Origin of the sequence: Hyphomicrobium sp. (assembly GCF_036833075.1) — a bacterium.
In the GTDB taxonomy this organism is placed as follows: domain Bacteria; phylum Pseudomonadota; class Alphaproteobacteria; order Rhizobiales; family Hyphomicrobiaceae; genus Hyphomicrobium_C.
Genome location: NZ_DAITQL010000016.1, coordinates 16635 through 38994 on the forward strand (window position 1 = coordinate 16635; position 22360 = coordinate 38994).

Annotated in this window: 21 protein-coding genes; 6 read left to right on the forward strand and 15 right to left on the reverse strand. The window is 64.1% G+C overall.

The window, feature by feature from the left end:
* The first annotated feature begins 110 nt into the window (after positions 1-110).
* A complete protein-coding gene (locus tag V7082_RS07030) occupies positions 111-464 on the forward strand; it encodes an ArsR/SmtB family transcription factor (protein WP_334147111.1) in 354 nt (117 codons plus the stop codon).
* Entirely contained in the window at positions 457-957 is a 501-nt protein-coding gene (locus V7082_RS07035) for an SRPBCC family protein (protein WP_334147113.1), read from the forward strand. Before V7082_RS07030 ends, V7082_RS07035 begins: the two co-directional genes overlap by 8 nt.
* Before the next feature lie 19 nt (positions 958-976).
* Here the strand turns inward: V7082_RS07035 and V7082_RS07040 are convergent, their stop codons facing one another.
* The 3 genes from V7082_RS07040 to V7082_RS07050 form a co-directional block, all read right to left on the reverse strand.
* Entirely contained in the window at positions 977-1900 is a 924-nt protein-coding gene (locus tag V7082_RS07040; protein WP_334147115.1) for a DUF2493 domain-containing protein, read from the reverse strand.
* A 308-nt stretch (positions 1901-2208) separates the two neighbouring features.
* A complete protein-coding gene (locus tag V7082_RS07045; RefSeq protein ID WP_334147117.1) occupies positions 2209-3243 on the reverse strand; it encodes a DUF7146 domain-containing protein in 1035 nt (344 codons plus the stop codon).
* Positions 3243-7571, reverse strand: coding sequence for a strawberry notch family protein (locus V7082_RS07050; RefSeq protein WP_334147118.1), 4329 nt, complete (start codon positions 7569-7571; stop codon positions 3243-3245). Before V7082_RS07050 ends, V7082_RS07045 begins: the two co-directional genes overlap by 1 nt.
* Positions 7572-7803: 232 nt before the next feature.
* Here V7082_RS07050 and V7082_RS07055 point away from each other — a divergent pair, with 232 nt between their 5' ends.
* A complete protein-coding gene (locus tag V7082_RS07055) occupies positions 7804-8163 on the forward strand; it encodes a hypothetical protein (RefSeq protein ID WP_334147119.1) in 360 nt (119 codons plus the stop codon).
* Here the strand turns inward: V7082_RS07055 and V7082_RS07060 are convergent.
* The 4 genes from V7082_RS07060 to V7082_RS07075 all read right to left on the reverse strand — a co-directional run bounded on the left by V7082_RS07060 (position 8132) and on the right by V7082_RS07075 (position 11308).
* Positions 8132-8401 carry a DUF6117 family protein gene (locus V7082_RS07060; protein WP_334147121.1) on the reverse strand — a complete coding sequence of 90 codons (270 nt, stop codon included), beginning with the start codon at positions 8399-8401 and terminating at the stop codon, positions 8132-8134. The two genes, V7082_RS07055 and V7082_RS07060, sit on opposite strands and share 32 nt — an antisense overlap.
* Positions 8398-8811 carry a hypothetical protein gene (locus tag V7082_RS07065; RefSeq protein WP_334147122.1) on the reverse strand — a complete coding sequence of 138 codons (414 nt, stop codon included), beginning with the start codon at positions 8809-8811 and terminating at the stop codon, positions 8398-8400. Before V7082_RS07065 ends, V7082_RS07060 begins: the two co-directional genes overlap by 4 nt.
* A 70-nt stretch (positions 8812-8881) precedes the next feature.
* Positions 8882-9100: a hypothetical protein gene (locus V7082_RS07070; RefSeq protein ID WP_334147124.1), complete on the reverse strand. Its 219-nt coding sequence runs from the start codon at positions 9098-9100 to the stop codon at positions 8882-8884.
* Between the two features lie 60 nt (positions 9101-9160).
* Complete coding sequence (locus V7082_RS07075; RefSeq protein ID WP_334147126.1) at positions 9161-11308, reverse strand: ParB/RepB/Spo0J family partition protein; 2148 nt, start codon at positions 11306-11308, stop codon at positions 9161-9163.
* 268 nt (positions 11309-11576) lie between these two features.
* Here V7082_RS07075 and V7082_RS07080 point away from each other — a divergent pair, with 268 nt between their 5' ends.
* Positions 11577-11825, forward strand: coding sequence for a hypothetical protein (locus V7082_RS07080; protein WP_334147128.1), 249 nt, complete (start codon positions 11577-11579; stop codon positions 11823-11825).
* A 118-nt stretch (positions 11826-11943) separates the two neighbouring features.
* Here V7082_RS07080 and V7082_RS07085 read toward each other — a convergent pair whose 3' ends face one another.
* From V7082_RS07085 to V7082_RS07100, 4 genes are all read right to left on the reverse strand, one after another.
* The gene (locus tag V7082_RS07085) at positions 11944-12579 is read right to left on the reverse strand and encodes a TetR/AcrR family transcriptional regulator (RefSeq protein WP_334147130.1); all 636 of its coding nucleotides are present in this window, start codon (positions 12577-12579) and stop codon (positions 11944-11946) included.
* Positions 12580-12606: 27 nt separating this feature from the next.
* Positions 12607-12999 carry a DoxX family protein gene (locus tag V7082_RS07090; protein WP_334147132.1) on the reverse strand — a complete coding sequence of 131 codons (393 nt, stop codon included), beginning with the start codon at positions 12997-12999 and terminating at the stop codon, positions 12607-12609.
* A 289-nt stretch (positions 13000-13288) separates the two neighbouring features.
* Positions 13289-13660: a DUF2958 domain-containing protein gene (locus V7082_RS07095; protein ID WP_334147134.1), complete on the reverse strand. Its 372-nt coding sequence runs from the start codon at positions 13658-13660 to the stop codon at positions 13289-13291.
* The gene (locus tag V7082_RS07100; RefSeq protein ID WP_334147136.1) at positions 13657-14616 is read right to left on the reverse strand and encodes an ArdC family protein; all 960 of its coding nucleotides are present in this window, start codon (positions 14614-14616) and stop codon (positions 13657-13659) included. The genes V7082_RS07095 and V7082_RS07100 overlap by 4 nt, the downstream gene beginning before the upstream one ends.
* 302 nt (positions 14617-14918) lie before the next feature.
* On the opposite strand from V7082_RS07100, the gene V7082_RS07105 reads away from it, so the two are divergent.
* Positions 14919-16778 carry a bifunctional diguanylate cyclase/phosphodiesterase gene (locus V7082_RS07105; RefSeq protein WP_334147138.1) on the forward strand — a complete coding sequence of 620 codons (1860 nt, stop codon included), beginning with the start codon at positions 14919-14921 and terminating at the stop codon, positions 16776-16778.
* Positions 16779-16992: 214 nt separating this feature from the next.
* Here the strand turns inward: V7082_RS07105 and V7082_RS07110 are convergent, their stop codons facing one another.
* The gene (locus V7082_RS07110) at positions 16993-17499 is read right to left on the reverse strand and encodes an SOS response-associated peptidase (protein ID WP_334147140.1); all 507 of its coding nucleotides are present in this window, start codon (positions 17497-17499) and stop codon (positions 16993-16995) included.
* Between the two features lie 60 nt (positions 17500-17559).
* Between V7082_RS07110 and V7082_RS07115 the strand changes: the two genes are divergently transcribed.
* Entirely contained in the window at positions 17560-18150 is a 591-nt protein-coding gene (locus V7082_RS07115) for an SOS response-associated peptidase (RefSeq protein WP_334147142.1), read from the forward strand.
* A 17-nt stretch (positions 18151-18167) separates the two neighbouring features.
* On the opposite strand, the gene V7082_RS07120 is transcribed toward V7082_RS07115, so the two are convergent.
* The 3 genes from V7082_RS07120 to V7082_RS07130 form a co-directional block, all read right to left on the reverse strand.
* Positions 18168-19019, reverse strand: coding sequence for a DUF6615 family protein (locus V7082_RS07120; RefSeq protein ID WP_334147144.1), 852 nt, complete (start codon positions 19017-19019; stop codon positions 18168-18170).
* A gap of 62 nt (positions 19020-19081) precedes the next feature.
* Complete coding sequence (locus V7082_RS07125; RefSeq protein WP_334147146.1) at positions 19082-19933, reverse strand: hypothetical protein; 852 nt, start codon at positions 19931-19933, stop codon at positions 19082-19084.
* 5 nt (positions 19934-19938) lie between these two features.
* Entirely contained in the window at positions 19939-22230 is a 2292-nt protein-coding gene (locus tag V7082_RS07130; RefSeq protein WP_334147148.1) for an AAA family ATPase, read from the reverse strand.
* Positions 22231-22360: the final 130 nt, after the last annotated feature.

Consider the following 22360-nt stretch of genomic DNA (forward strand, 5'->3'; position numbering starts at 1 on the left):
CATCATGCCAAAGATCGACTGACTTCCTGTCACGTCTCCTGCGGAAGCAGCGTCCGGTTCCCCTTCAGGTGAGGTTGCGCCCCGGCGGCAGCCATGCTAAGCATAGCCAAATGGCTATACAATATTCCGACACGCTCGATCGGACGTTCCATGCTCTGGGCGATGGCTCACGCCGTCGCATGGTCGCGACCCTTGCACGAAAGGGTTCCTGCACCGCTGGAGAGCTTGGCGAGTTGTTCAGCAGTTCGCAGCCGACGGTTTCCAAGCATCTACGCGTGCTGGAGCAAGCTGGCCTCGTTTCGCGCCAGATCGAGGGGCGCAATCATGTGTTCGCACTCCGGCCGGCACCCATGCAGCAGGCCCGAGTCTGGCTCGAGCAGCATTTGGCATTCTGGGAAGGTAGCTTCGATCAGCTCGATCACCTTCTGGAGCAACTGAAGGGTACTGGAGGTGTCGATGACTGACTTGCCGAATTACGTCCTGGAGCGAACTTTTTCCGCGCCCAGAGAACTCGTGTGGAAGGCTTGGACGGATCCGCTGCTTCTCGCGCGATGGTATGGACCCAATGTCGAGACGATAATCCATAAGCTTGACGTCAAGCCGGGCGGCTTGTGGCTCAACGAAATGAAGATGCGGGGTCAATCGAGCTACCAACGCACGGAATTTATCGAGGTCGTGGCCCCTGAGCGGCTGGTTTGCCTCATGGCGAACGCTGATGCGCAATGGAACATCGTCGCCAATCAGATGATGCCCGACTGGCCGCGCGTTCTGCTGACGACGGTGACCTTCGAAGATGCGCTGGGCCACACGACCATGCGCCTCGTCTGGACGCCGCATGAGGCGAGCGATGCCGAACTCGCCTGCTTTGCCGCAGCGATGGACAACATGGGCAAGGGCTGGGGCGCGGGTATGCAGGTTCTGGAAGATTTGCTAGCCGAACTGAAGGCGGAGGGCTGACCTGTTAGAACGGCGGCGCTCACGCGCCGCCGAACTTCCAGACCGGGATGCCGAGCTTCTTGGCCTTGTCGGCGAGATTGTCGTGAATGCCGGTGCCCGGGAAGTGCATGACACCCTTAGGCACGATCTCCAGGATCTCGTCGTTGCGCTTGAACGGTGCTGCCCGGCCGTGCTTCGTCCAGTCGGGCGCGAAGCCGATCTGCGGGATATTGCGGTTCTTCGCCCAGAGCGAGGCGATTTTCTCGGCGCCTTTCGGCGACTTGCCGTGGATCAGCACCATGTCGGGATGCTTCTCGTAAACCTGGTCGAGCTTGGCCCAGATCAGCCGGTGGTCGTCATAGTCGAGCCCGCCGGTGACGACGATCTTCGGGCCCGGCGGCACGAGCACCTCCTGGTCGGCGCGCTTCTTCGCCATTAGGAAATCGCGGCTGTCGATCATCGCCGAGGTCAGATTGCGATGGTTGACCTTCGATCCGCTGCGCGGGAGCCAAGGCTTGCCGACCTGGCGTTCGTAGTGTTCGGCGGCCTGGTCGCGCATCAGCTCGAAGGCGTTCTGGCGTTCGATGAGCGTTTTGCCCTCGGCGACCAAGCGCTCGAGCTCGACCGACTTCACCTCGCTGCCGTCCTGCTCCCGCTGCGAGCGCTTCTGCGCTTGCTCGTTGTCGTCGAGCTCGCGCGTGATCCGCGCGGCCGCCCGGTGGAACACGTTGACGGTCGACCAGAGGAGGTCGTCAAGGTCAGGTTCGAGGCGCGTGTCCTCCAGCGTCACGATTAGGGCGTCGAAGATGTCGGCGACGGCGCCCGCGACTGCGTTGCCGTCTGGTAGGAGCCGCTGGTCGGGCTCGTCGGCGAAGGGCCGATAACCGTGAAGCTGCAGTTCGTTGAGGACATGGTCGGTCGGCGAGGATTCGTGGTGCGGTTCGTAGTCGTCGTGCTCGCTCATGGGATGCTCCGTCGGTAGGACCGCGACCGTCGCGGCCTTCATGGCGACGAAGCCCACGGGCAGGACGGCCCTGCACCCGGAGCGCAGCGCAGGGCCGAAGCGTCAGCGGAGGATGGCGAAGGCCGGCTATTTTGCTTCGCGATGGAAAGGCCCGAAGGGCCGCCGGAAAATAGCTGGTCACAGCCATTGCCGGGCCGGCCGGCTTGTGGGCCGATCGCCCTCTCGAAGGCCGAGGCGCGGTCCCCTTCGACGGAACGATGCATCCGGACGAGCATGACGGCAGCGCCGCCACCCTCCTTCCCTGCCGGCTACGCCGCCCACGCCATGAAGCGTTCGACGTCCTGCGGCCCGATCTGCAACCGCGTCAAGCTGCGCAGCGCATCGAGGCCAAGAGTGCGCAGATCCTCGTTGAAGTCGCTGAGCTGGGGCGAGATTACGATCGCCTCGATCCCCGCGGCGGTGGCCCGTTCGACCAGGCTGTCACGTGCGCCGTCGCCTGCCGGGTCGTTGTCGCGGAGGATATAGAGCCGCCGCAGCGCGTCGGGGAACAGGATGGCGGCGAGATGGGCTGCCGAGAGCGCCGCGAGCATCGGCATGTCGGGCAAGACCTGTCGGGCCGACAGCACCGTTTCAATGCCCTCGCCGGCCGCCATGACTTCGCTGCCGACGCCAAAGCGGACCGCATTGCCGAGAAGATCGCCCATCGCTCTACGCGGGGTGTCGAGAGGCGCCTTGTCCCGGCGGCGCGGATCGAGCCAGGTGCGATGCGCCCCCGTGATCTTGCCGCCCAGGTCGGTGACGGCGGCGATCATCGCCGGCCACGTCTCGGTCGGCGAGTGCTCATCGGGTCGATAGTAGCAGCGCGGGTGGAAGCGGAGATTTCCGGTTCCGCGTAAATCCGTAATTCCGCGTTCCCGGAGATACGATTGTACGAGTGTGCCCACGATCGGCTGCGACATGCCGAAGAGGCGCCGGGCGGCCTCGGGCGAACCATGCGGTGCGGGAGGTTGACGCTCGGTGGCCGGCATCGGCTCGTGCGGCGGCATGCTGAGGAAGGTCCGTGCCTCATCGGCGACGTCCTTGAACTCGACGAGGCCGCAGCTCTCGCGGATGACATCCAGGAGATCGCCATGTTCGCCAGTCGCGGCGTCGGTCCATTTGCCGGCCGGGCCTTTCTGCGTGTCCTTGAGCCGCACATACATGGAGCGGCCGGGCGTGTTGCGCACGTCGCCCACCAGCCAGTAGCGGCCCTCGCGGCGACCGCTCGAGAGGTAGTGACGGCACACCGTCTCAGCCTGCCGGCCGAGACGGTGCGCGAGATCGGAAGCGTCCTGCCGTGCCATCACGCAGCCTCACGTTCGGCGATGCGCGCCACCGGATAGGTGTCGAGCAGTTTGGTGAGCACCGCGGGGCCGCTGGTGTCGGCGGGGACGAAGAAGCGCAGCTTCCACGAGATGATCTCGCTGAAGAGGCCGTAGGCCCGCAACCGGTCGCGCATCGCCTCCGTGAAGCCGGTCAGCTCCAGGCGATAGGCGCTCATGACGCGGGCGCGACGAAGCTGGAGACCTTCGGCGAGGTCGAGGATTGTCGTGCCGTTCATCAGAGAGGTGAACGCGTGTTCGGGCGCCAAGGCGCTCGCGTCTTGCGATGCCGCGTTGGCGGCCCATGCCGGAGAGACGCGGCGACCGATGATACGCTCGCCGGCATCCGTCTGGAGGCGATAGACGCGCGTCGACTCCTCCGGCAGTCGTTTCCAGATCGGCAGCAGCAGGCCCGCCACGACGTGGATGGTGCTGTCGGAGAATTCCGGGATTTCGCTGAGCTCGGCGTTCCACGCGGCGACGAAGCGGCCGTGATCGGCTTCCTCCCAATGGCTCTCGTCCATCATGCGCAGCGGCGCATAATGCTGCTCCATCGGGCGGATCAGGCAGACGCGGCGCTCGATCTCGCCGTCGTCGAGCATCATCGACGGCGCCGGCATCTGTACGGCGGCGCGGCCCGAGCGTCCGTTGACCAGCAGCCGCGCGCGCGGATCCGAACCATAGTCGAGCGCCGCCGCTAACATGGTCGGGCGGTTGCGCTCGCGGCGCGTGATGGTGAGCAACCGCGTCTCCGCGCCGGTCCCCGGATGGGTATGGATCACCTGGCTGTCGGTGACGACGAAGCTTTCCGCCTGCAGGGTCTCAAGCCCGACGTCATAGACGCCGCTTCGGATCGCGCCCTCGATCTTGGCGGTGAGAAGGTGCTCGAACGCTGTGAACAGCACACCCTGCAGCTCGATCGTCAGCGCCAGCAGGCGATTGAGGAAGGTGGTGATCGGCGGCAGCTCGTCCTTGATGCCATTGTCGTCCATCAGCTTCAGGCCGGTCGCAGACTCGAAGCGCTCAAGCGAGCATCCTTCGACCTTGCCGCGGACGAGCAAGAGGTAGAGCTGGCGCAGCGCGTCGCGGGCATAGTGCGATTCGAGATTGTCCTCGGGCCGAAAGAGGCCCTGGCCGCCGGTCTGGCGTTGGCCGCGTGTAATGGCGCCGAGCGTGTCGAGCCGGCGCGCGATCGTCGAAAGGAAGCGCTTCTCGGCTTTGACGTCGGTGGCGATCGGCCGGAAGAGCGGCGGCTGGGCCTGATTGGTCCGGTTGGTGCGCCCTAGACCCTGGATTGCTGCGTCAGCCCTCCATCCGGGCTCCAGCAGATAGTGGATACGCAAGCGCTGGTTCTTGGCCGCGAGGTCCGCGTGATAGCTGCGGCCGGTGCCGCCGGCGTCGGAGAAGATCAAAACGCGCTTGTCGTCGTCCATGAAAGACGCCGCCTCGGCGAGATTGGCGGAGGCGGCGCGGTTCTCGACGACAAGGCGTTCGCCCTTGCGCACCACGCGCCGCGATCTTCCGGTCACCTCGGCCACGATGTCGGTGCTGAACCGCTGGACGATCTGGTCGAGCGCGCCGGGGACCGGCGGGAGCGAAGCGAGACGTTCGATCAGCTCGTCCCGGCGCGCGACGGCCTCACGGCTCTCGACGGGCTGTCCATCGCGATAGACCGGACGCGAGGAGAGATTGCCTTCGCTGTCCGAGAATGGCTCGTAGAGCTGGACCGGGAAGGAATGGGCGAGATAGTCGAGGACGTATTCGCGCGGCGTGATGTCGACGCGCACATCGTTCCATTCCTCGGTGGGGATCTCGGCCAGACGGCGCTCCATCAGAGCTTCGCCGGTCGAGACGATCTGGATGACGGCGGAATGGCCGTCGGCCAGGTCCTGCTCGATCGAGCGGACCAGGGTCGGCGTCTTCATGCTGGTCAAGAGATGACCGAAGAAGCGCTGCTTCGCGCTCTCGAATGCCGACCGGGCGGCCGACTTGGCCTGCCGATTCAGCGTGCCGCTCTCGCCGGTAATGTTGGCGGCCTGCATCGCAGCGTCGAGATGGTTGTGGATGATGGCGAAGGCGCCCGCATAGGCATCGTAGATGCGTGTCTGCTCGGCCGTGAGCTGGTGCTCGACCAGCTCATACTCGACGCCGTCATAGGAGAGCGATCGGGCCGTGTAGAGGCCAAGCGCACGAAGATCGCGAGCCAGCACTTCCATCGCCGCGACGCCGCCATTTTCGACCGCCTCGATAAATTCGGCGCGGTTGGCGAAGGGAAAGTCCTCGCCGCCCCACAGGCCGAGCCGCTGGGCATAGGCGAGATTATGGACCGTCGTCGCGCCGGTCGCGGAGACATAGACCACGCGGGCATTGGGCAGTGCGTGCTGAAGCCGAAGCCCCGCGCGACCTTGCTGCGACGGAGCCAGGTCTCCCCGTTCTCCCTTGCCGCCACCCGCGTTCTGCATCGCATGGGACTCGTCGAAAATGATCACTCCGTCGAAGTCGGAGCCCAACCATTCGACGATCTGCTTGACGCGCGAAAGCTTCTCGCCGCGGTCGTCGGACCGTAGCGTGGCATAGGTGGTGAAAAGGACGCCCTCCGCGAGCCGAATGGTCGTGCCCTGCGGGAAACGCGACAGCGGTGTGACTAGCAGACGCTCCATGCCGAGCGCCGACCAGTCGCGCCGTGCGTCTTCGAGCAACTTGTCGGACTTCGAGATCCAGACGGCTTTGCGTCGTCCCTGGAGCCAGTTGTCGAGGATAATCCCGGCCGACTGGCGGCCCTTGCCGGCGCCGGTGCCGTCGCCGAGCATGAAGCCCCGACGGAACCGGATCGCGTTTGCGGCGTCTTCCGGCGCGGCGGTGAGGAGATCGCACGTCTCGTCCACGGTCCAGGCCCCGGCGAGATATTCGCTGTGCGCCTCGCCGGCATAGATCACCGTCTCGAGCTGGGCGTCGGAAAGGATGCCGTCGGTGACGATCTCGGCCGGCAGCGTCGGCCGATAGCTCGGCTTCGGCGGCGCGATCGACGCCATGGCCGCGGACTGCACCAGCTTGGTCGGATGCGGTTTCGCGCCCGCGATGCGGATCGACTGGAGCGCATACGACTCGTAGATCGAGTCCGACAAGCGGCCGCCCTCGGGCGGCGTCCAGTCGATCGTTTCGTAGGCAAGCTTTTCGCCAACGAGCTGGGCGATGCGACGGGCGGGCTGAGTTGTGGCTGCTCGGGCGAGATAGCCTCGCACGGTGCGAGGCGTGGCCGCCGTTGCAGGGATCGAACTCTGGATCGAGACCGGCATGCGAGGTGGAAGCTGCTGATCGATCCATTCGAGCAGGGTGACGACATCCGGCGCTACGCCGGCGGAATGCGGAAAGCGGCCTGGATCCTCGGCCGGCGCCTTGTCGATGACCGTCAATCGCGTTTCGATGGTCGTGCCATGCTTGGCATAGACAGAGCCAGCGATCGCCGCGGTGAACACGACGCGTCCACGCGCCTGCAGCCGTGCGAAGGCATCGCGCCAGGCCGGCAGCTCGGGCGAGAAGCTCGCACCGGTGATCGCAACCAGCCGCCCGCCATCAGCAAGGCGAGCCAACGCCGAGGCGACATGGCGATAGGCGGCGTCGGCCATCCGCCCGGTGACGTTCGCCATCACCGAGAATGGCGGATTCATGATGACGACGCTCGGGGTAGCGGAGCGGTCGAGATGATCGTCGATCTGTGCCGCGTCGAAGCGCGTGAGCGGAACGGCCGGAAAGAGAGAGGAGAGAAGATCGGCGCGCGCCTCTGCCAGTTCGTTGAGAATGAGGGTCGTGCCGGAGATCTCGGCCAGGATCGCCATGAGGCCGGTGCCGGCCGATGGCTCGAGCACCCGGTCGGCCGGGGTCAATGACGCCGCCGTCAGCGCAGCGAGCCCGAGCGGGACCGGCGTCGAGAACTGCTGGAAGGCCTGGGTCTCCTCGGAACGGCGAGTATGGGTTGGGAGAAGCGCGGTGATCTTGGCCAAGGCGGAAAGGCGTGAAGCCGGCGACGCGGACTTACGGAAAAGCGCTTTTCCGTATTTCCGCAGAAACAGGACGGTCGCGGCCTCGCATGCGTCGTAGGCCGTCTTCCAGTCCCAGGCGCCGGAGGCGTCGGACGCACCGAAGGCGGTTTCCATGGCCGCGCGCAGCATGGCGGCATCGACCTGATGGCCTTGCTCGAGGTGGGACAGAAGATTTTCGGCGGCGGCCAGGATGGCCGTGGCGGGCGGCGTCCGAGGCGCGAGCGGAAGCGAGGCCGCCGAAGCGACGGCCGAGATCGGAGCATGGAGCATAGAGGGATTCCTCGGAGAGCGGGACACGGACGAGCCGGACCGGCGCTCTCTCTCGACCGGACGGGCTCAAACCCGTCCCGGCCAACCTCTCACTCTGACTCGCCGAGCCCACGCCAAGTCGTTCGGTCTTCCGGCGGTGAAGATGGGACGCTAAGCTCGCGCAGGAAGACAAGCCGCGGCGGTTCGCTCCATCCGAGTCCGTCGCGCCCCGACGAGGATCAAGGGAGGCGATATGAAAGGCAGCGCGGTCGGCATCATTGGTGCCGTGTGTTTGGCGGTCGGATTCGGTTCGGGGTTCGTCCTCCGACCTGTGATCGTACCGGTCGCCGCATCTCCGGCCGTCGCCGCCGGCGTCGCCCAACCGACCGAGGAAGAAGCCACCGCAGCCGTCCGGCGTCACCGCCTGTTCACGGGCACGTCGCTCGCGAACGCCACGCTGAAGCTTGGTGACTGCTCGCCCGGCGGCGTCGGCCCCGGTGTGACGTGCATGACGCAGCTTTTGATGGATTCGACCAAGCCGAATGCGACGCCGCAGAACCGGCCGATCGGCTTCGCGCGCGTCAACGGCCAATGGGAGGTGGCGGTCTGGTAGAGGCGACGGGGCGTTGTCCGCGCCCTTCCGGTGGGCCGTAGAGCTCGAACGGATTGCCGTCGGCAAGATGGCCGAACGGCGTGAAGACGAATTCACCGCTATCGCGCCCGACAGCGCAGATGACATAGCGAGGCTCGCCAGTGGCAATGTCGGTGCACTCCATCAGCGCCAGGTCACCGCTCTCGGCGGCACGTAGCAGCGTCTGGAAGTTGGTGCGGGCATGATCAGGGATGCTCATCGCGAATCTCCCGCGTCGAGATGCTCGGCGAGCCAACCGTCCGTGTAGGCCCATGCGATGGTCTCGCCCGTTGCGAGATCCAGCACATGCGCGCCGCCACCGAAGCCGTCGATCCTCGGTCGCGTGCAGGTATTGGCATATTGAAAGCCCCAGCGCCCTTTGAGGCTGAACTCGACGGCGCAGCGCTTGACGAACGCGATCAGGCGTTCGGGATCGCCGGTCGTGTCATCCCGCAGCCAGAGTTGCGTGCCGCCATGCTCGGGTTGGATCGAGAGCAGGAAGCCGTCCGAAGGAGGCTCTTCCGAGGCGCCTTCGGCGGATAGCTCATTATAAAGGTCGAGAGCTCGGGCGGCGTTGTCGGGCGTGCCGACATCGAGCAGGCATGAGAAGTGAGTGAAATAGTTGGCCATGTCAGGCTCCTGAAACGAAAAGAGCCCGGCGCTGCGGCCGGGCTCGGGATAGGGATCGGGTGATGGGCGGCTAGTAGCCGAACTGCCAGGACGGCCAGGGTTGGCCGTCATCTGCGGCGCGGACGGCATCGTCGAGGTAGGCGGGATCGCCTTCGACGACGACGGGATCGCGCACCGGCGTCTCGTCGATGACGGTCACGCGGCCGACCATGCCGTCTTCCACCTCGACATGAACGGGAACGAGGTACTGGAAGACGACGCGGCGGGGCGTCGTAGTGGATCGCGCCATCTCGATGGCCCTTCGATTTGAGGAATGGGCGGAGCGGCCGAAGCCGCTACGCGAGTGTGGTCATTCCGCCGCAACGAGGTGGCGTTCCTCGTCTTCGACATCGGCTGCGATCTCCTCCTCCTCGTCGTCGCCGGCGAGGAACGCGGGCAGCGCCGCGCCTTCGTCCTCGCCTCCGGCTTCGGCATCCGCCGTGGGCAGATCGGCATCGTCGACCAGGCGCAGCGGTTCGGGCAGCCAGCCGGTGTCAGCCAGCAGCCGCTCGGCTTCCTTGGCCATGTCGCCCTTCTTGAGGTGATCGATGAACTGCGCGGCCTGTTCGCCCGCGCCTTCGCGCACGGCCTGAAGGATGCGGGTCTTGGTGACGCGGCCGAGATAGTTGTCGACCGTCGGACGCCAGCCCGCCCCGACCATGTCGAGCCCGGTTGCGCGCGCCAGACGATCGGCCTGGCCGAGCCGCTGCTCGAGGCCGTGCTGCGAGACACCGTGACCGCCATATGGGTTCGGCTTCTCGTAAAGCGCGTTGACGCCGAACGACGCACAATGCGCAAAGAGAGCGGCTTGTTCGTGCCCCTCCAGCGCAACGAGCGCACCCCATAGGTCTACCTGATCCTGCGGAAGTCGCTCCTCCCAAGCCTTGTGGCGCGCCTCGATGCCCCGCGCATACGGCGTGTCCTTCAAGCTCGGAGCCTGTGCGGAAAACACGGTGCCGCGGACATAGAGCTCCATTGCGGTGCCATGCGCGCTGTATCGAGAGAAGACGTCGAGGCAGAACTTGTAGAGCACCGCGACGAAGGCCGTTGAAGGATCGTTGGCGAGCTTATCGCGCAGCGCGAGGGTCCGCTCGGCGGTGAGCTCGGTGACGAGTCGATCAGGCAGCGGTTTGATCCCGTCGTCCTCGTCATCCTCCGGTTCGGCCGGCTGACCGCCGATGGTGATGACGGCGCGCTGGACATTCGTCCCGTCCGGATCACCGGTCTGACCGTCGGCTTCGTCGTTGTCGTTGCCTTCAGTGCCAACCGGCGCCTCGTCCTCGGGGCGGACATAGCCCCGATCGATTTCGAGCCGTCCGTCATGGGCGATGCTGATGAAAGCGCCCGCGCGCGCGATGTCCTCGGCCTCAAAGCGCACAGGCCGAGCCTCGAAGGCCGACAGCGCCGTCTCGATCTCGCCGAGCCGCTGATCGACTTCGTCCGGCAATTCGTCAGCGCCCTCATATTCGGCCTCGAGCTTCTGATACTCGGCGTTGAGCGCGTCGATTGTCGCCTGTTCCTCAGGCGTAAGGTCGAGCGGCACGCCCTGCAGCTCGCGCAGTCCGCGGGTCGTGTCGTAGGGGAAGCTGACCGCGACTTCGATCCACTTCCAGCCTTCGGCCGCGATTTCCTCAGCCGTGCTCTTCAGCTTGTCTGCGACCAGGCGATCGAGCAGCGCCGCGTCCTGAAGCCAGCCGCCATCGTCGGACTGGAACAGGTCGCGCATGATCGCGCCGCCGGCGGCCTCGTAGGCTTCGACGCCGACGAAGACAGCGCGCTTGTCGGAGGCGCGTACCGTGGTCTCGGTGAGCATGCGCCGGATCTGGTACGGCTCCTTCGACCAGGAGTCCTTGATCGCGTCCCAGACCTGCTCCTGGCGAGCGTGGTTGTCGCACACCGTGAACGCCATGAGCTGATCCAGCGTCATGCCGTCCTCGGCATAAACGTCGAGCAAAGCGGGCGAAGCCGCTACGAGACGCAGGCGCTGCTTGACGACCTGCACCGAGACGAAGAGTGCCGCGGCGATCTCCTCCTCGGTCTTGCCCTTGCTCCGCAGGTCCTGAAAGGCGCGGAATTGGTCGAGAGGATGGAGCGGCGCGCGGTCGGTGTTTTCGACCAGCGACACTTCCTCGGGCAGGATATTGTCGTCACGCTTGCGCAGGACGCACGGGACCGGGGCGGTCTTCGCGAGGCGTTTCTGCTTCACCAGCATTTCGAGGGCGCGATAGCGGCGACCGCCAGCCGGCACCTCGAACATTCCGGTCTCGTTCCCTTCGCCATCGACGACGGGCAGGACACTCAGGCTCTGGATGAGGCCGCGGCGGGCGATCGAGGCCGCCAGGTCCTCGACGGAGACGCCGGCTTTCACGCGGCGGATATTGGACTGGCTCAGGACCAGCTTGTTGAAGGGAATGTCGCGCGAGGACGACAAGGTGATCTTCTGAACTGCAGTAGCCATCGGGATTACTCCGCGACGGGCGGCCGAGAGCCTCTCTCTCGACCTCCAACCCGTCACGGAAACCCCGTCCTCCCTCTCACTCTCTTCTTCCGGCGCCGCCAGGCGCAGGACTGCACCGATCCGGATCGGGTCGTACGCAATTTCTATGGAATTGATTGAGGGCGACTATAATAGTCGCGCTTGGCAGCGCGGCGAGTGACGCGAGGAGCGCTGCGGGATGTTCGTGCGTGTCGGATCGTCCGGGCGCCCGGGGCGATCGGAGGAATCAATGGACACCGCAGTTGGAAGCGATGCGCAGACGTCGCGCTTGTCGCCGGTCGAGCGCGCGCTGGTGTTTGCTAACGGCAAGGCGCCGACGGTGTTGGTCACGGCGCTCCAGGCGCGCGGTCACCTCGACGTCAAGGAGTTCGCCGGCCTCCTTGGGGTCTTCAGCGTCGTCGTCGGAGAGGAAGACGACTTGGAAGCCACAATTCTCGCCCTTTGGGCTGGGATCATGGAGGACAGCGTCTCGTGCTAGCCCGCGCGGACGTAAGCGCAGATGCGTAAAGGCGCGTGCACGTATTTACGGATTTACGGATATGGCAATGCGCAAGGCCGCATTCGACCTGTCAAAATCTCAGTGCATCGCCGCTAGCTCAATCGCGTTGGCGCTCAGTCTCGTAGATCGCGAGGAAGATGGAGACGCCTCGCACGACACGCTGTTCGATTTCTTCGATCGTCAGCGGAGCCCGCACGCCCAACTTGATCTCCAGATTCACGAAGCCGAGCCAAAGACCCGTGAGTTCATCGGCAGCCCGATCCGCGTCCGCAACATTCAACTCACCGCGCTTGGCGGCGTGTGCGATAAGTTCCGTGAGAAGCCGTTGAGCCCGACCGGGGCCCATATCAAAGAATCGCTTTGCCACGTCCGCGCGGCCGGAGAGCGAAGCGATAAGCCGATCCCATCCGAGCAGGTCGCGGCTATTGATGAATTTTACATAGCGCAATCCGAAATCGAGTAACGCGTCTGATATCTCCGCCTCTTTGAAAGCGGGGAATTCATCATCCAGGATCGTGGCGTTTGATTCTCGCCGGATGACTTCCTCGATTAATCCGTCCTTATCGGTGAAATTCGCGTAGAGGGTGACCTTTGCGACGCCTGCGGTTGCTGCCACCTCGTCCAGCGTGACGTCGGGCCCCTTCGACAGGAAGAGGGTGCGCGCGGCTTCCAGCACGGCAGTCCTCTTCGCATCATCCTTCGGCCGACCTCGTGGGCGCTTTTCGCCAACCATTCAATCGCTCCGTCCCGAGCGCGATCTCTACGAGTTCACCGAGAGGATCGCTGCGATGGCCAAGCCTCCGACCACAGTGATGTGCTCAAGGGCGATCTGAAACTCGTGCATCCTTTTAGGACCTTCGAACTGCCAAAACGCGTGACCGTAGGGAATCGTGAGCAGCGTAAACACCGCCAGGGCGCCAGCTCCTAGCCATCCAAGGCCAGCAAAATTCGTGATGATCAGCGCAGACCCGATCAACTGGCAGGCGATCGTGGCGACCGCAAAGAGCCGCGGCGCGGGCAACTTAACGTCGACCATTTCCTGCACAATCACGTCAAACTTGAATACCCCGAAGAGACCCGCGATCCAGAAAAGAGACGTCAGGACCACCTTCGCGGCGATGGCGAAGTGGGGGTGGGTCAGCACGGCACTCACGAAATATTCCACTGGGTCCTCCAATTAGCAGACGCTTGGGTATGGTATATATTTTCCATACCGGCAAGCCTGGAAATGGTGCATGCGACAATTCGGCCGGTGATGGGTGAGCCGCCCGACGTCCTCCAGCGGCCGGCCATCTCCTGGTCGACGCTGTGCTGCTTGGCGGCGATCGGGGTTCCCGAGGGCCGCAGCGCTTCCCGCTCGAGGCGCTGCATGCGGGGGCACGCCGCGCATTTGCGCGGCGTGCCCCGATAGGCGGTCGGTCGTCGCCAGCGACCGAAGCGCATTACGCGTCCCGCCGCTTGGCGCGATGGAGCGCATGAAGCACGCGCTCCGCCTCCCGGATGCTGCCGGTTCGATGCGCCGCGTCGGCCCAGACCGAGACCGGGTAAAGGCCCTCGAACAGAATGTCGCGCTCGATGCCGAGGCCGAACGGCAGCCGGACCGCGGTCATTTCGGCGAGGCTGAACGAGCCCAGCTCCGGCTCGCCGAGATCAGCCAGGCCGAACAAGGTGTCTCCATCCTCGTCGAGTTCGGTGGCGAGCCAGACGCCCTCGCCGAGCGGGTTGAAGAACTTGACCACGGGGATGTGGTCGGCGTCGCGTTCGCGGCCGTTGGCGAGCAGGCGCTCGCGCAGCTCGCGCGTGAGGAGGATCATGCCGCCCTCCTGTCGATCGCGGGTTCGACCGAGAGTTCGGCGTCGTCGGCCGGGGCGAAGCCCAGGAGCCAGTCCGCCGCCTTGCTCGCCTGGCTGGCGGCGCGAACGACGGCGCGATTGTCCTCGCGCAGCACCTCGAGCCAGGAGCCGATATAGTCCGCATGCCTGACGGTCGGCGCGATACCGAGCGAGGCACAGCAGAAGGCGGCGTTCATTTCGGCGACCAGCTCTTCGAACGCGTACTTCTTGGTGCCGAAGCTGCCAGTCAGGTCGCGGCCGAGACGGGACGGATGGCCGGTGGCGTGACCGAGCTCGTGGAGCGCCGTGCGGTGCCAGTTGATCGGCTCGAAATAGGCCTGGGGCGGCGGGACCTGCACATAGTCGAGCGCCGGTACGTAGTAGGCGCGGTTGCCGCCGATGCGAAAGTCGATGCTTGTCGCGTGGATCAGGGCCTCAACCTTGGGCTCGATCAGGCCAGGCGCCGGCGGTGGTGCGACGATCGCGATGTCCTCGGGCAGGTTCTCGCACTGCGCCGCGTTGAAGACGGTGAAGCGCTTCAGGAACGGGATCGCCTGGGCGTCCTCGCCGGTCTCACGGGCGCGACGCTTTTCGTCGTCCGGCACGAAGCGATCGGCGTAGACGACGGTCGTGCCGCGCTCGCCCTTGCGGACATTGCCGCCGAGCCCGAGCGCCTGGCGGAAAGTGAGCCAGCTCTGGCCGGGAAAGCCGTGCTCGATGACGGCGCCCCAGAGAATCAGAACATTGATCCCTGAATAGTGACGGCCGGTGGCGGCGTTTCTCGGCATGGCGAGCGGCGCTTTCGCCGCCGCCGTTCCCCACGGCTGAACCCAGGGAATACGGCCTGCTTCCAGCTCGGCGATGATCTTGTCGGTGATTTCGTCATAGAGGCTCGTCCGGTTCTGGCCGGCGCGAGCGGTTGCGGTCTTTCTGGACATCGCGGATCTCCGCGACGGGCGCCGGAAGCCTCTCTCCCAGCCCTTAACCCGTCACGGCAAAGCCGGTCCGCACTCTCACTCTAAGGGGGCGTTGCGGGGTCTCCCCGCAGAAGGGGTCGGCCGAGACACTTGACTCGGCCGCAGGGGAAGGCATTCCCCCTCATCCTTGTCGGAATTTACAGAGTTAATTTGCTTTTTATCATCTGTGCGAACGCTCAATTTACCGCGGACGACTATTTTAGACACACTACGATTGCCTGCCTCGCGTGGTTCTAGCTTTGCTGTCAACTCAGAACAGAATTTTGCGATCGATCGCATATGGCGCACCGGTCGAGGAGACAGCGCGCGATCTTTGCACGTCCTTCGAGAACATGTTGCCTGGCACCGTCGTCACCGTGATGAGCGTCGACGCTGCGGGCCTGCTCCACCCATTAGCCGCGCCAAGTCTGCCTGAGACTTTCCTCGAGACGATCGTCGGGGTGATGATAGGTCCCGACGTCGGCTCGTGTGGAACGGCTGCTTATCTCCGCACTCCAGTCACTGTTACAAACATCGAGCGCGATCCGAAGTGGTCCAAATACAAGGATCAGGCGCTCGCGCTTGGTCTCAAGGCCTGTTGGTCGTCGCCGGTCACCGGCGAAGATGGTGCGCCGATCGGCGTGGTCGCCTTGTATTATCGACAACAGCGCGGCCCACGGAAGCGCGAGCAGCAGACGATCGCGGCATGCGTCGAGCTCTGCGAGCTGGCATTGCGCCGACACGAACGCGTGGTCGACAGGGAGCGGCGCGCCTATGTTGACGCGCTGACCGGTTTGCCAAACCGCGCTGCGTTCAACGCGGCCTTGGCGAAGGTGCCGTGCGAACAGCCCGGATCCTGGGCTCTGTTCGTGATTGACCTCGACAATCTGAAGGCCGTTAACGACACCTTCGGCCACCAGGCGGGCGATGCGTTGATCCGGACCGCCAGTTCCCGGATCGCCAAGGCTATGGCGCCTGACGCGACCTTTCGCCTTGGCGGGGACGAATTCGGGGTCATCATTCAAAGCGCGGAAGCGCTCAGGAACCTGGACGCCGCCGCCGCGAAGATTTTCGAGGCGCTTGACGTCGCGGCGGACTGCGAGGGCCACGCCGTCGTTCCAGGCGGGACGATCGGTGGGGCCGTGTTCGAGACGAGTGACCTCGACGCCAAGACGGTCAACCAGAACGCAGACTTCGCGCTCTACCACGCCAAGGAAACCGGCCGCGGCGGCTTTGTCCGTTACTGGCCGGGAATAGGAACGCGCATCACCCACCGTCGCGACTCGATCCGCAACGTCTCGGAAGCACTGGATGATCAGCGGATCGACGCCCATTACCAACCGATCGTTCGCCTGGACACAGGCGAAATTATCGGCTTCGAAGCATTGTGCCGGCTGACAACGACCTCAGGTCAGGTCATGCCTGCGAAGACCTTCCAGGATGCAACTTCGGACGCGCAAGTCGCATCCGAGCTCACGGAACGCATGTTGGCGATCGCGGCGGCGGACGTCCGGCGTTGGCTTGATGACGGCATCCCGTTTCAGCATGTAAGCGTGAACATTTCGACGGCCGATTTCTATACGGGTGATCTGCGGCGCAAGCTTGACGACACCTTCGGACGTGCTCGCGTCTCGCTCGACCACCTCATTATCGAGGTCAACGAGACCGTCTGCATCGGCAGACGCGATAAAGTCGTCGAGCGCGAGATTGCCGCCCTGCGCGCAAGTGGCGTTCGCGTTGCGCTAGACGATTTCGGGACGGGCTACGCGTCGCTGACACATCTGCTCAATATCCCCATCGATATCATCAAGATCGATCGTTCATTTGTCACGCGGCTGTGGCCGGACGATCCCAGCATGGTGATCGTGCAAGGCCTGATCGATATCGCGCGCAAGCTGGATATTCGTGTGACTGCAGAGGGTATCGAGGCCGAGGTTCAGGCCAGCCAGCTTTGGACGATGGGCTGTCGGTTGGGGCAAGGTTTTGCATTCTCCCCGGCTGTAGCCCGTGAGGAGGCGTCGAGGCTGCTTCGACGACACGCGCAGGGCGTTGAAGGTGTGTTACCGCTGTACGCCGAGCCGGTCAGGCTCTCGCGGGGACCTGCCATCGCATCTCCGGAGATGTCGCTCACCGGCACGGGCTGACGGGCGTGCAATGCGCCTGCTCATCACCGCCCGTCTGGCGCCCACTTATTCCCAGCCTGCACCCGCCGTCAGGCTTGCTCAACCGTTCATGGAATTTCCAGCCTTCGGATTGGCCTCTCCCCGCAGAAGGGATCGGCAACTCTTGGCTCGGCCGCAGGGGGAGGCTTCCCCCCCCCCGCAAATGTGTAAATATACACAAACGTAAGTCGGGATTTCAGACAGCAAGCTCCGCTTGTCGCGGCTCAGTGCGCGCTCGTGTGACCTTGAAGGTCCCTGCAGCCAGCGGTCGGAGAAGCTCGCCCTCACGGCATGTCCGATCGAGCCAGACCATGCGCTGTTCGCGGCGAACCACGGCCATCTGGCGATCGTGGTAGGGAGCGAGATCTACGTTCGATTCGATAGTCAGGATCGCGTAGGCTTCAGGCCAGTCGCGCGTCGCCGGCCGCCAGATGCCCGCGAAGTAAAACCAGTCTCCGCTGGCGAGGGAGAAGCTGTAGTTCTTGCCGTGGCTGCGATGCCGAAACTCGGAGGCCGGAACGAGACAGCGATGGCTGGGGAAGGTTCGGCCCTCGGCACGCACGACCGTGAATGGCCGTCCGCCCGGCTCTCTAGGCTGAAGCCCCCAAGGCAGTTCCACCATCTCAACATCGCCACCGCAGCGCCTTATGATGATACGGCGTTCGTCGAGCGATGCGTCAGAATCGAAAGCCTTCGCGCTCATGGTCAGGCGAACATAATAGGAACATCATCGCGGCGCAACGACGATGGGGACGAAGGACGGATGTGTAACGACTATCGCTTGATGGTGGATGTCGCCTCGATCGTCGAAGATTTTGCAGATCTCAAGATCAAGATCCGGTTCGGCGAAGGCGCGCCGAACATCCCGGCGCGTGAGGACATCAAGATCACTGACGTCGCCCCGATTATCCGCACGATCGAGGGTCTCCGAGGCGAAGGCGATATGGTCCAGCGGCGATGGAGCTGGCCGGGCCAGAACAAGCGGCCGGTCTACAATTTCCGATCAGAGGGGCGCGAGTTCGCCTCGAACCGCTGTCTGATCGTCGCGGATGGGTTCTACGAATTCACTGATCCGACCGAGAAGGGAAAGAAGAGAAAGGACAAGTGGCTCTTCACCAAGAGCGACGAGCCGATCTTCTGCATCGCCGGCATCTGGCGCGAGACCAAGGACGTGGGCGAGGCCTTCACCATGTTGACCATGGAGCCTGGCCCCGACATCGTGCCATACCATGACCGGCAGATCGTCGTTCTCGAACGGGATAGTTGGGCCGACTGGCTCGACCCGTCGGTGTCGGCCAAGTCTTTGATCAAGCCGCTCCGGGCCGGAACGCTACAGGTCCAGCAGGTGGGATAAGCGGGGCCTATCTCCGCCTAGGAACGGTCCTTGATGACGACCAGAGACCCGATCGGCCCCACTTCCGAGCGCACTCGTTCGATCACGTGTTGTCGTTGGTCGATCGGGGCGGCGATCAGTTCTCGGACATAGCTTGGTGGGTCTGTACGCAATCGTGGGGCATCAACCCTGATCGCGTCGTCGCCTGCGCGCGACGCCAGGACCTGCACGATGCCATTCACTCGACTAGGCAGTGAGGAGTCATCGGGCGGCTCGGCATGAACGCGGCAGCAGACGAGACATCGCAACGGAACAGAGACAGGACCAAGCGTTGTGATGCCGACGCCACCCTGTTTCACGAGCGGCTTCACCGCCGCTGCATAAGCGACTGTGCAGCCCAATTGCTCAATGTCAGGCGACGTAGAACCGCAGTTCCAGCTCAGCTTCGGGAATGTGAGCTGCGTATGGTTGTAGAGGAAGTAGAGCGCGGGAATTCCCTTGAGACCGGCCTGTTCCAACAAAATGTCGATCTGCGGCCGACCGCGGACTTTGTGTTTGATCGAGGAATAGAGGTTCGCCTTCGGCTTCAGGATCTTCGCCTGAATGAGCAGGCCTGCCCAGCGGCGCCCGTCTGTTAGCCACCACTCCCAGTCGGCCCCAGTGATCGCTTCCTCGGGCTTGTTGAACTGGAAGGTGGCTACGTCCGCGGGGTGAGCCATTTGCACATCGAGCAGGAAGTTGTCGGTGACGGTCTCTTCGCCTCGGCTGATTCCCAGTGCGCGCGCAGCACCGAGGTCATTCCATATCTTCCGAGCCATGCTGATGAACGTACTGCAGAGCGGGTCGGACGGCAGGAGTCCGCTCGCGGTGAAGGCACTCGTGATTGTCATGTTCTCATCAGCTCCCCAGCCGCAGATTCCAGGCCTGACGCGATTGCGCCAGTGCGATCGATCTAGTCATCCTCGCCCGTAAGTTCCTTCCATCGGCCGATCGCGACGTCGACGAACCGGGCTGGGTAGCCGCGCCCCATGGTCGCGAATGGAACGCTTCCCTCGGAATGGGCCGCCAGGATCGCCTCCGCCGGAAGCGGCCGGTCTACATAGAGATCGAAGGCGAGCTTCTCCGGTATGGACCCATGGGCGCGAGCGAAGCTTGCGACGACTGCGCGACCGGCGTGATAGCTGTGCCTGGTCGAGCTCATCGGGACTGCAATTTCCAAGACGTGGGGTGTGCCGAGAGAGCGGAGCCGCGTCGCCAGCTCCTCGTTGTCAACCCACATGGACGCGACCTCACCACCCCAGCGATCGAGAAGCGAAATGACTCCACCGTCGTCGATGGCCTGGGGATGTGAGGTCATCCAGAACTTGCCCGAGCGGGATTCTAGCTGATCGCTATGGAAAGGACTCGCCGCGTAGAGCAGGTTCGCAACATCATGGGGCAAGTGACCTGACGCGACGAGCGCATCGAGACGCTCGCGTAAGCTGGCAGGGGTGGACAGATGGAGGCCATCGCGTGTGAGCAGCGCAATCTCTTCGTCGGTGAGCCGAGTATAGTGGTACGCACGAATGGTGCGCGCCTCCATCGAGCGGCCAATCACCTCCTGCAGCTCGAGAAACTCAGCCGCGAATTCGTTGTCGGGCCTAAGCGTCGACCGTCCCGGCCCTCTGCCCAGGTCGTGCGAAAGGAAGATCGCATGGTCTCGAGCGAGATAGTTGCGGAGGAGCTCACTGCTGGCTTCGAGGCGTGCGTTGAGCTCGGCGTCGAACGTCGCCGCGTCCCAGACATCAATCAATGGGGACGGCATGGCAGCTAACCGCGCTTCGCGAATGCGAGGACGCGCCCGCCGAAATGTATGAGCTCCTGATCGTTGATCGCCGCAGTCTCGTACGCTGCATTGGTGTCGTGGTGGAAGCGATTGGCATAGGCGAGAACGGCTCGCAGCTCATCGATGTCCGCCTGGTCCAAGATTTGGTTCGGCTGGCCCACGCGCTGTTGGCAGATACCCAGAAACGGCCCGAGCAGCGTTCCTGGTGGGAACGACCCTGGGTACGCGACGCGCATGAAGGCTTCGAGTATATGGCGCAAGGCTGCGGCAACGCGCCGCTCCGTCGCAGGATCGGCCGCCTGGAGATAATCCGCCACAAGCGCGTGCCGACGGTCATGCTCGGTGATGCAATCTTGGTTGACATCCCATGCGGCCAGCGTCGAACCCGTGCCGTCTCGCCTGATTAGGATCGCCTGGCGTCCGGCCGAATCGGCGCCTTCCCAAAGCTGGCAAAGGAAGGGCTTCGAGTGCGACAGGACAATCACCTGATCCACGCGGCCGACCAGGCGCCGCATTTCTTGCACGGTGGTCAGCGAGCGGTGCTCGTCGAGGCTGGTCATCGGATCGTCGATGACCACGATCTTCTGCGCAGGCTGTGGATCCTGGTCGAGCGAGGCGAAGAAGAACGCGAGCGCGAGTGTGTTGCGATCGCCGGCGCTGAGCGTGTTTCGGAAGGCGGGACCTGCATCAGCCGTGAGCGCCACAGGCACATTGTTGATGACGACGTTGTAGTTGCAGGACGAGCCGCCACGCGTGTTTACGGGACTGACCGAGGCGAGCCGGAAGCCGGCGTTAAAGCGTTGGAGATAGGTATTGATGGCCGCTTCATAGGCGGGGAAGATGTTCTGCCGATAGTTGTCGAGGGCGGTCCGTGCCTGCCGACGGAGAGTCTCCGTCTCCGCTTTGGCGGTCTTCTCCGTAAGATAGTCGGCGCAAAGCGCATTGACCGGCGCGCTGTGTCGGGTCCGCACACGCCGCAGGCGTTCGAGATCCGCGGTCAGCGCCGCAAGGCTCGCCGCCGCAGCCTGCTCTTTCACGATCGCGATCGCCGGGTTGCAGTCTTGGAGCGCCTGCGAGATGCCGGTGACGGCCGCACGCTGTACGTGATAGGCCTCGATCAGCGCGATGGTCTCGGCTGGAAGTTCAATGCGATCGAGCGGTGCGGCGGCCTTGGCGCGAAGGGTAACGAGGACGGCCTCCCGAGCCGCGGTCCAGGCGCGGAGGATCGCGGCGGTGTCAATCTCAAATTCGGCAACCTCCGTAAAGGCGCTCCAGAAGGTACGTGTCTCGACGGCAACGCGCACGGCTCTTTCGAAGGCCGCAGGAATATCGCCGCCATGAGCAGCATTGATCGCCTGACCGGCCTCGTTGATCGCCGTTCTCAGCCCTCGATAGGCCTCGCTGAAGTAGACCTGATAGTGGTGGATCACTGGTGAGGCCGCCAGGTCTTGGGCGCAGAAGGGGCAGACCTGATGCTCGTGTCCTTCGGAGGCCGTTGCGATCCGCGTCATGCCGTCCCCGACCCAGGCCTCGCCGCCGCGGCCGAGGCTGCGCAGGTGCGCGCGGACGCGAGCAGCCGCGTCGGCTTCTAGATCGGGCAGCGAGCGGGCCAATACCTCGTTCAGGCCTGCGACGTCGAATTCCGCTAGTGCGAGCGGCTGGAAGTCCGGCCGCTGCCGGATGGCGTCGGCGGATTTGCCGGCAGCGAGATTCCTCTCCGCAACAGCAATCGCCGCATCGATGTCGGGATTAGCTGCGAGGGCGCAAAAATCGTCAACGCCGAGATCGCCGCGCGCAGCCGCAGGAATTGCTGCGCTCCTCTGTGTGAGGTTGCGATTGTGTTCTTCGATGCGCGCGACATGAGCCTGCAGTGCCGCGTTGAGCGCAACACCCTGTGCCCCGAGGATAAGCTCATGCAGGTTCTGGCGGTGTCCGGCTCCGATCTCGACGCCGGAGCAGACGTTGGCTGCGACGAAGGCGTCGTCGAAGCTCGCAATTTGGGGCAGGGCAGCGGTCCATGCGCCGTTCTGAAACTGGACAGGCGCGCCCGCAATACCGAGCACGATGTGGGGTGGATGAGCTGCCCCCAATCGATGGCGTTCGAGGACAAGGTCTGCAGCGCCGGTGCCGAGCGATCGCAAGATCGAAGCTAACGTCGTCTTGCCGCGCCCATTCTCAGCGTAAATCAGCGTCAATTTTGCAAATGGAAGCTGCGCGCCCGCATTGACCGATTCAAACTGTCCGATATTGCGCAGCAATTGGATGCGTTCGAGCAAATCTAGAGCCCCCCTCTATGCCCGGATACTTTCTTGTTCAGATCGTCACTGGCTCACCACTATCTTGTCCCCTGTTTTTTTTGCCCTCCACCCGCAACCTGCTCGTATCGAATGCACCTCGCTAAGTGTA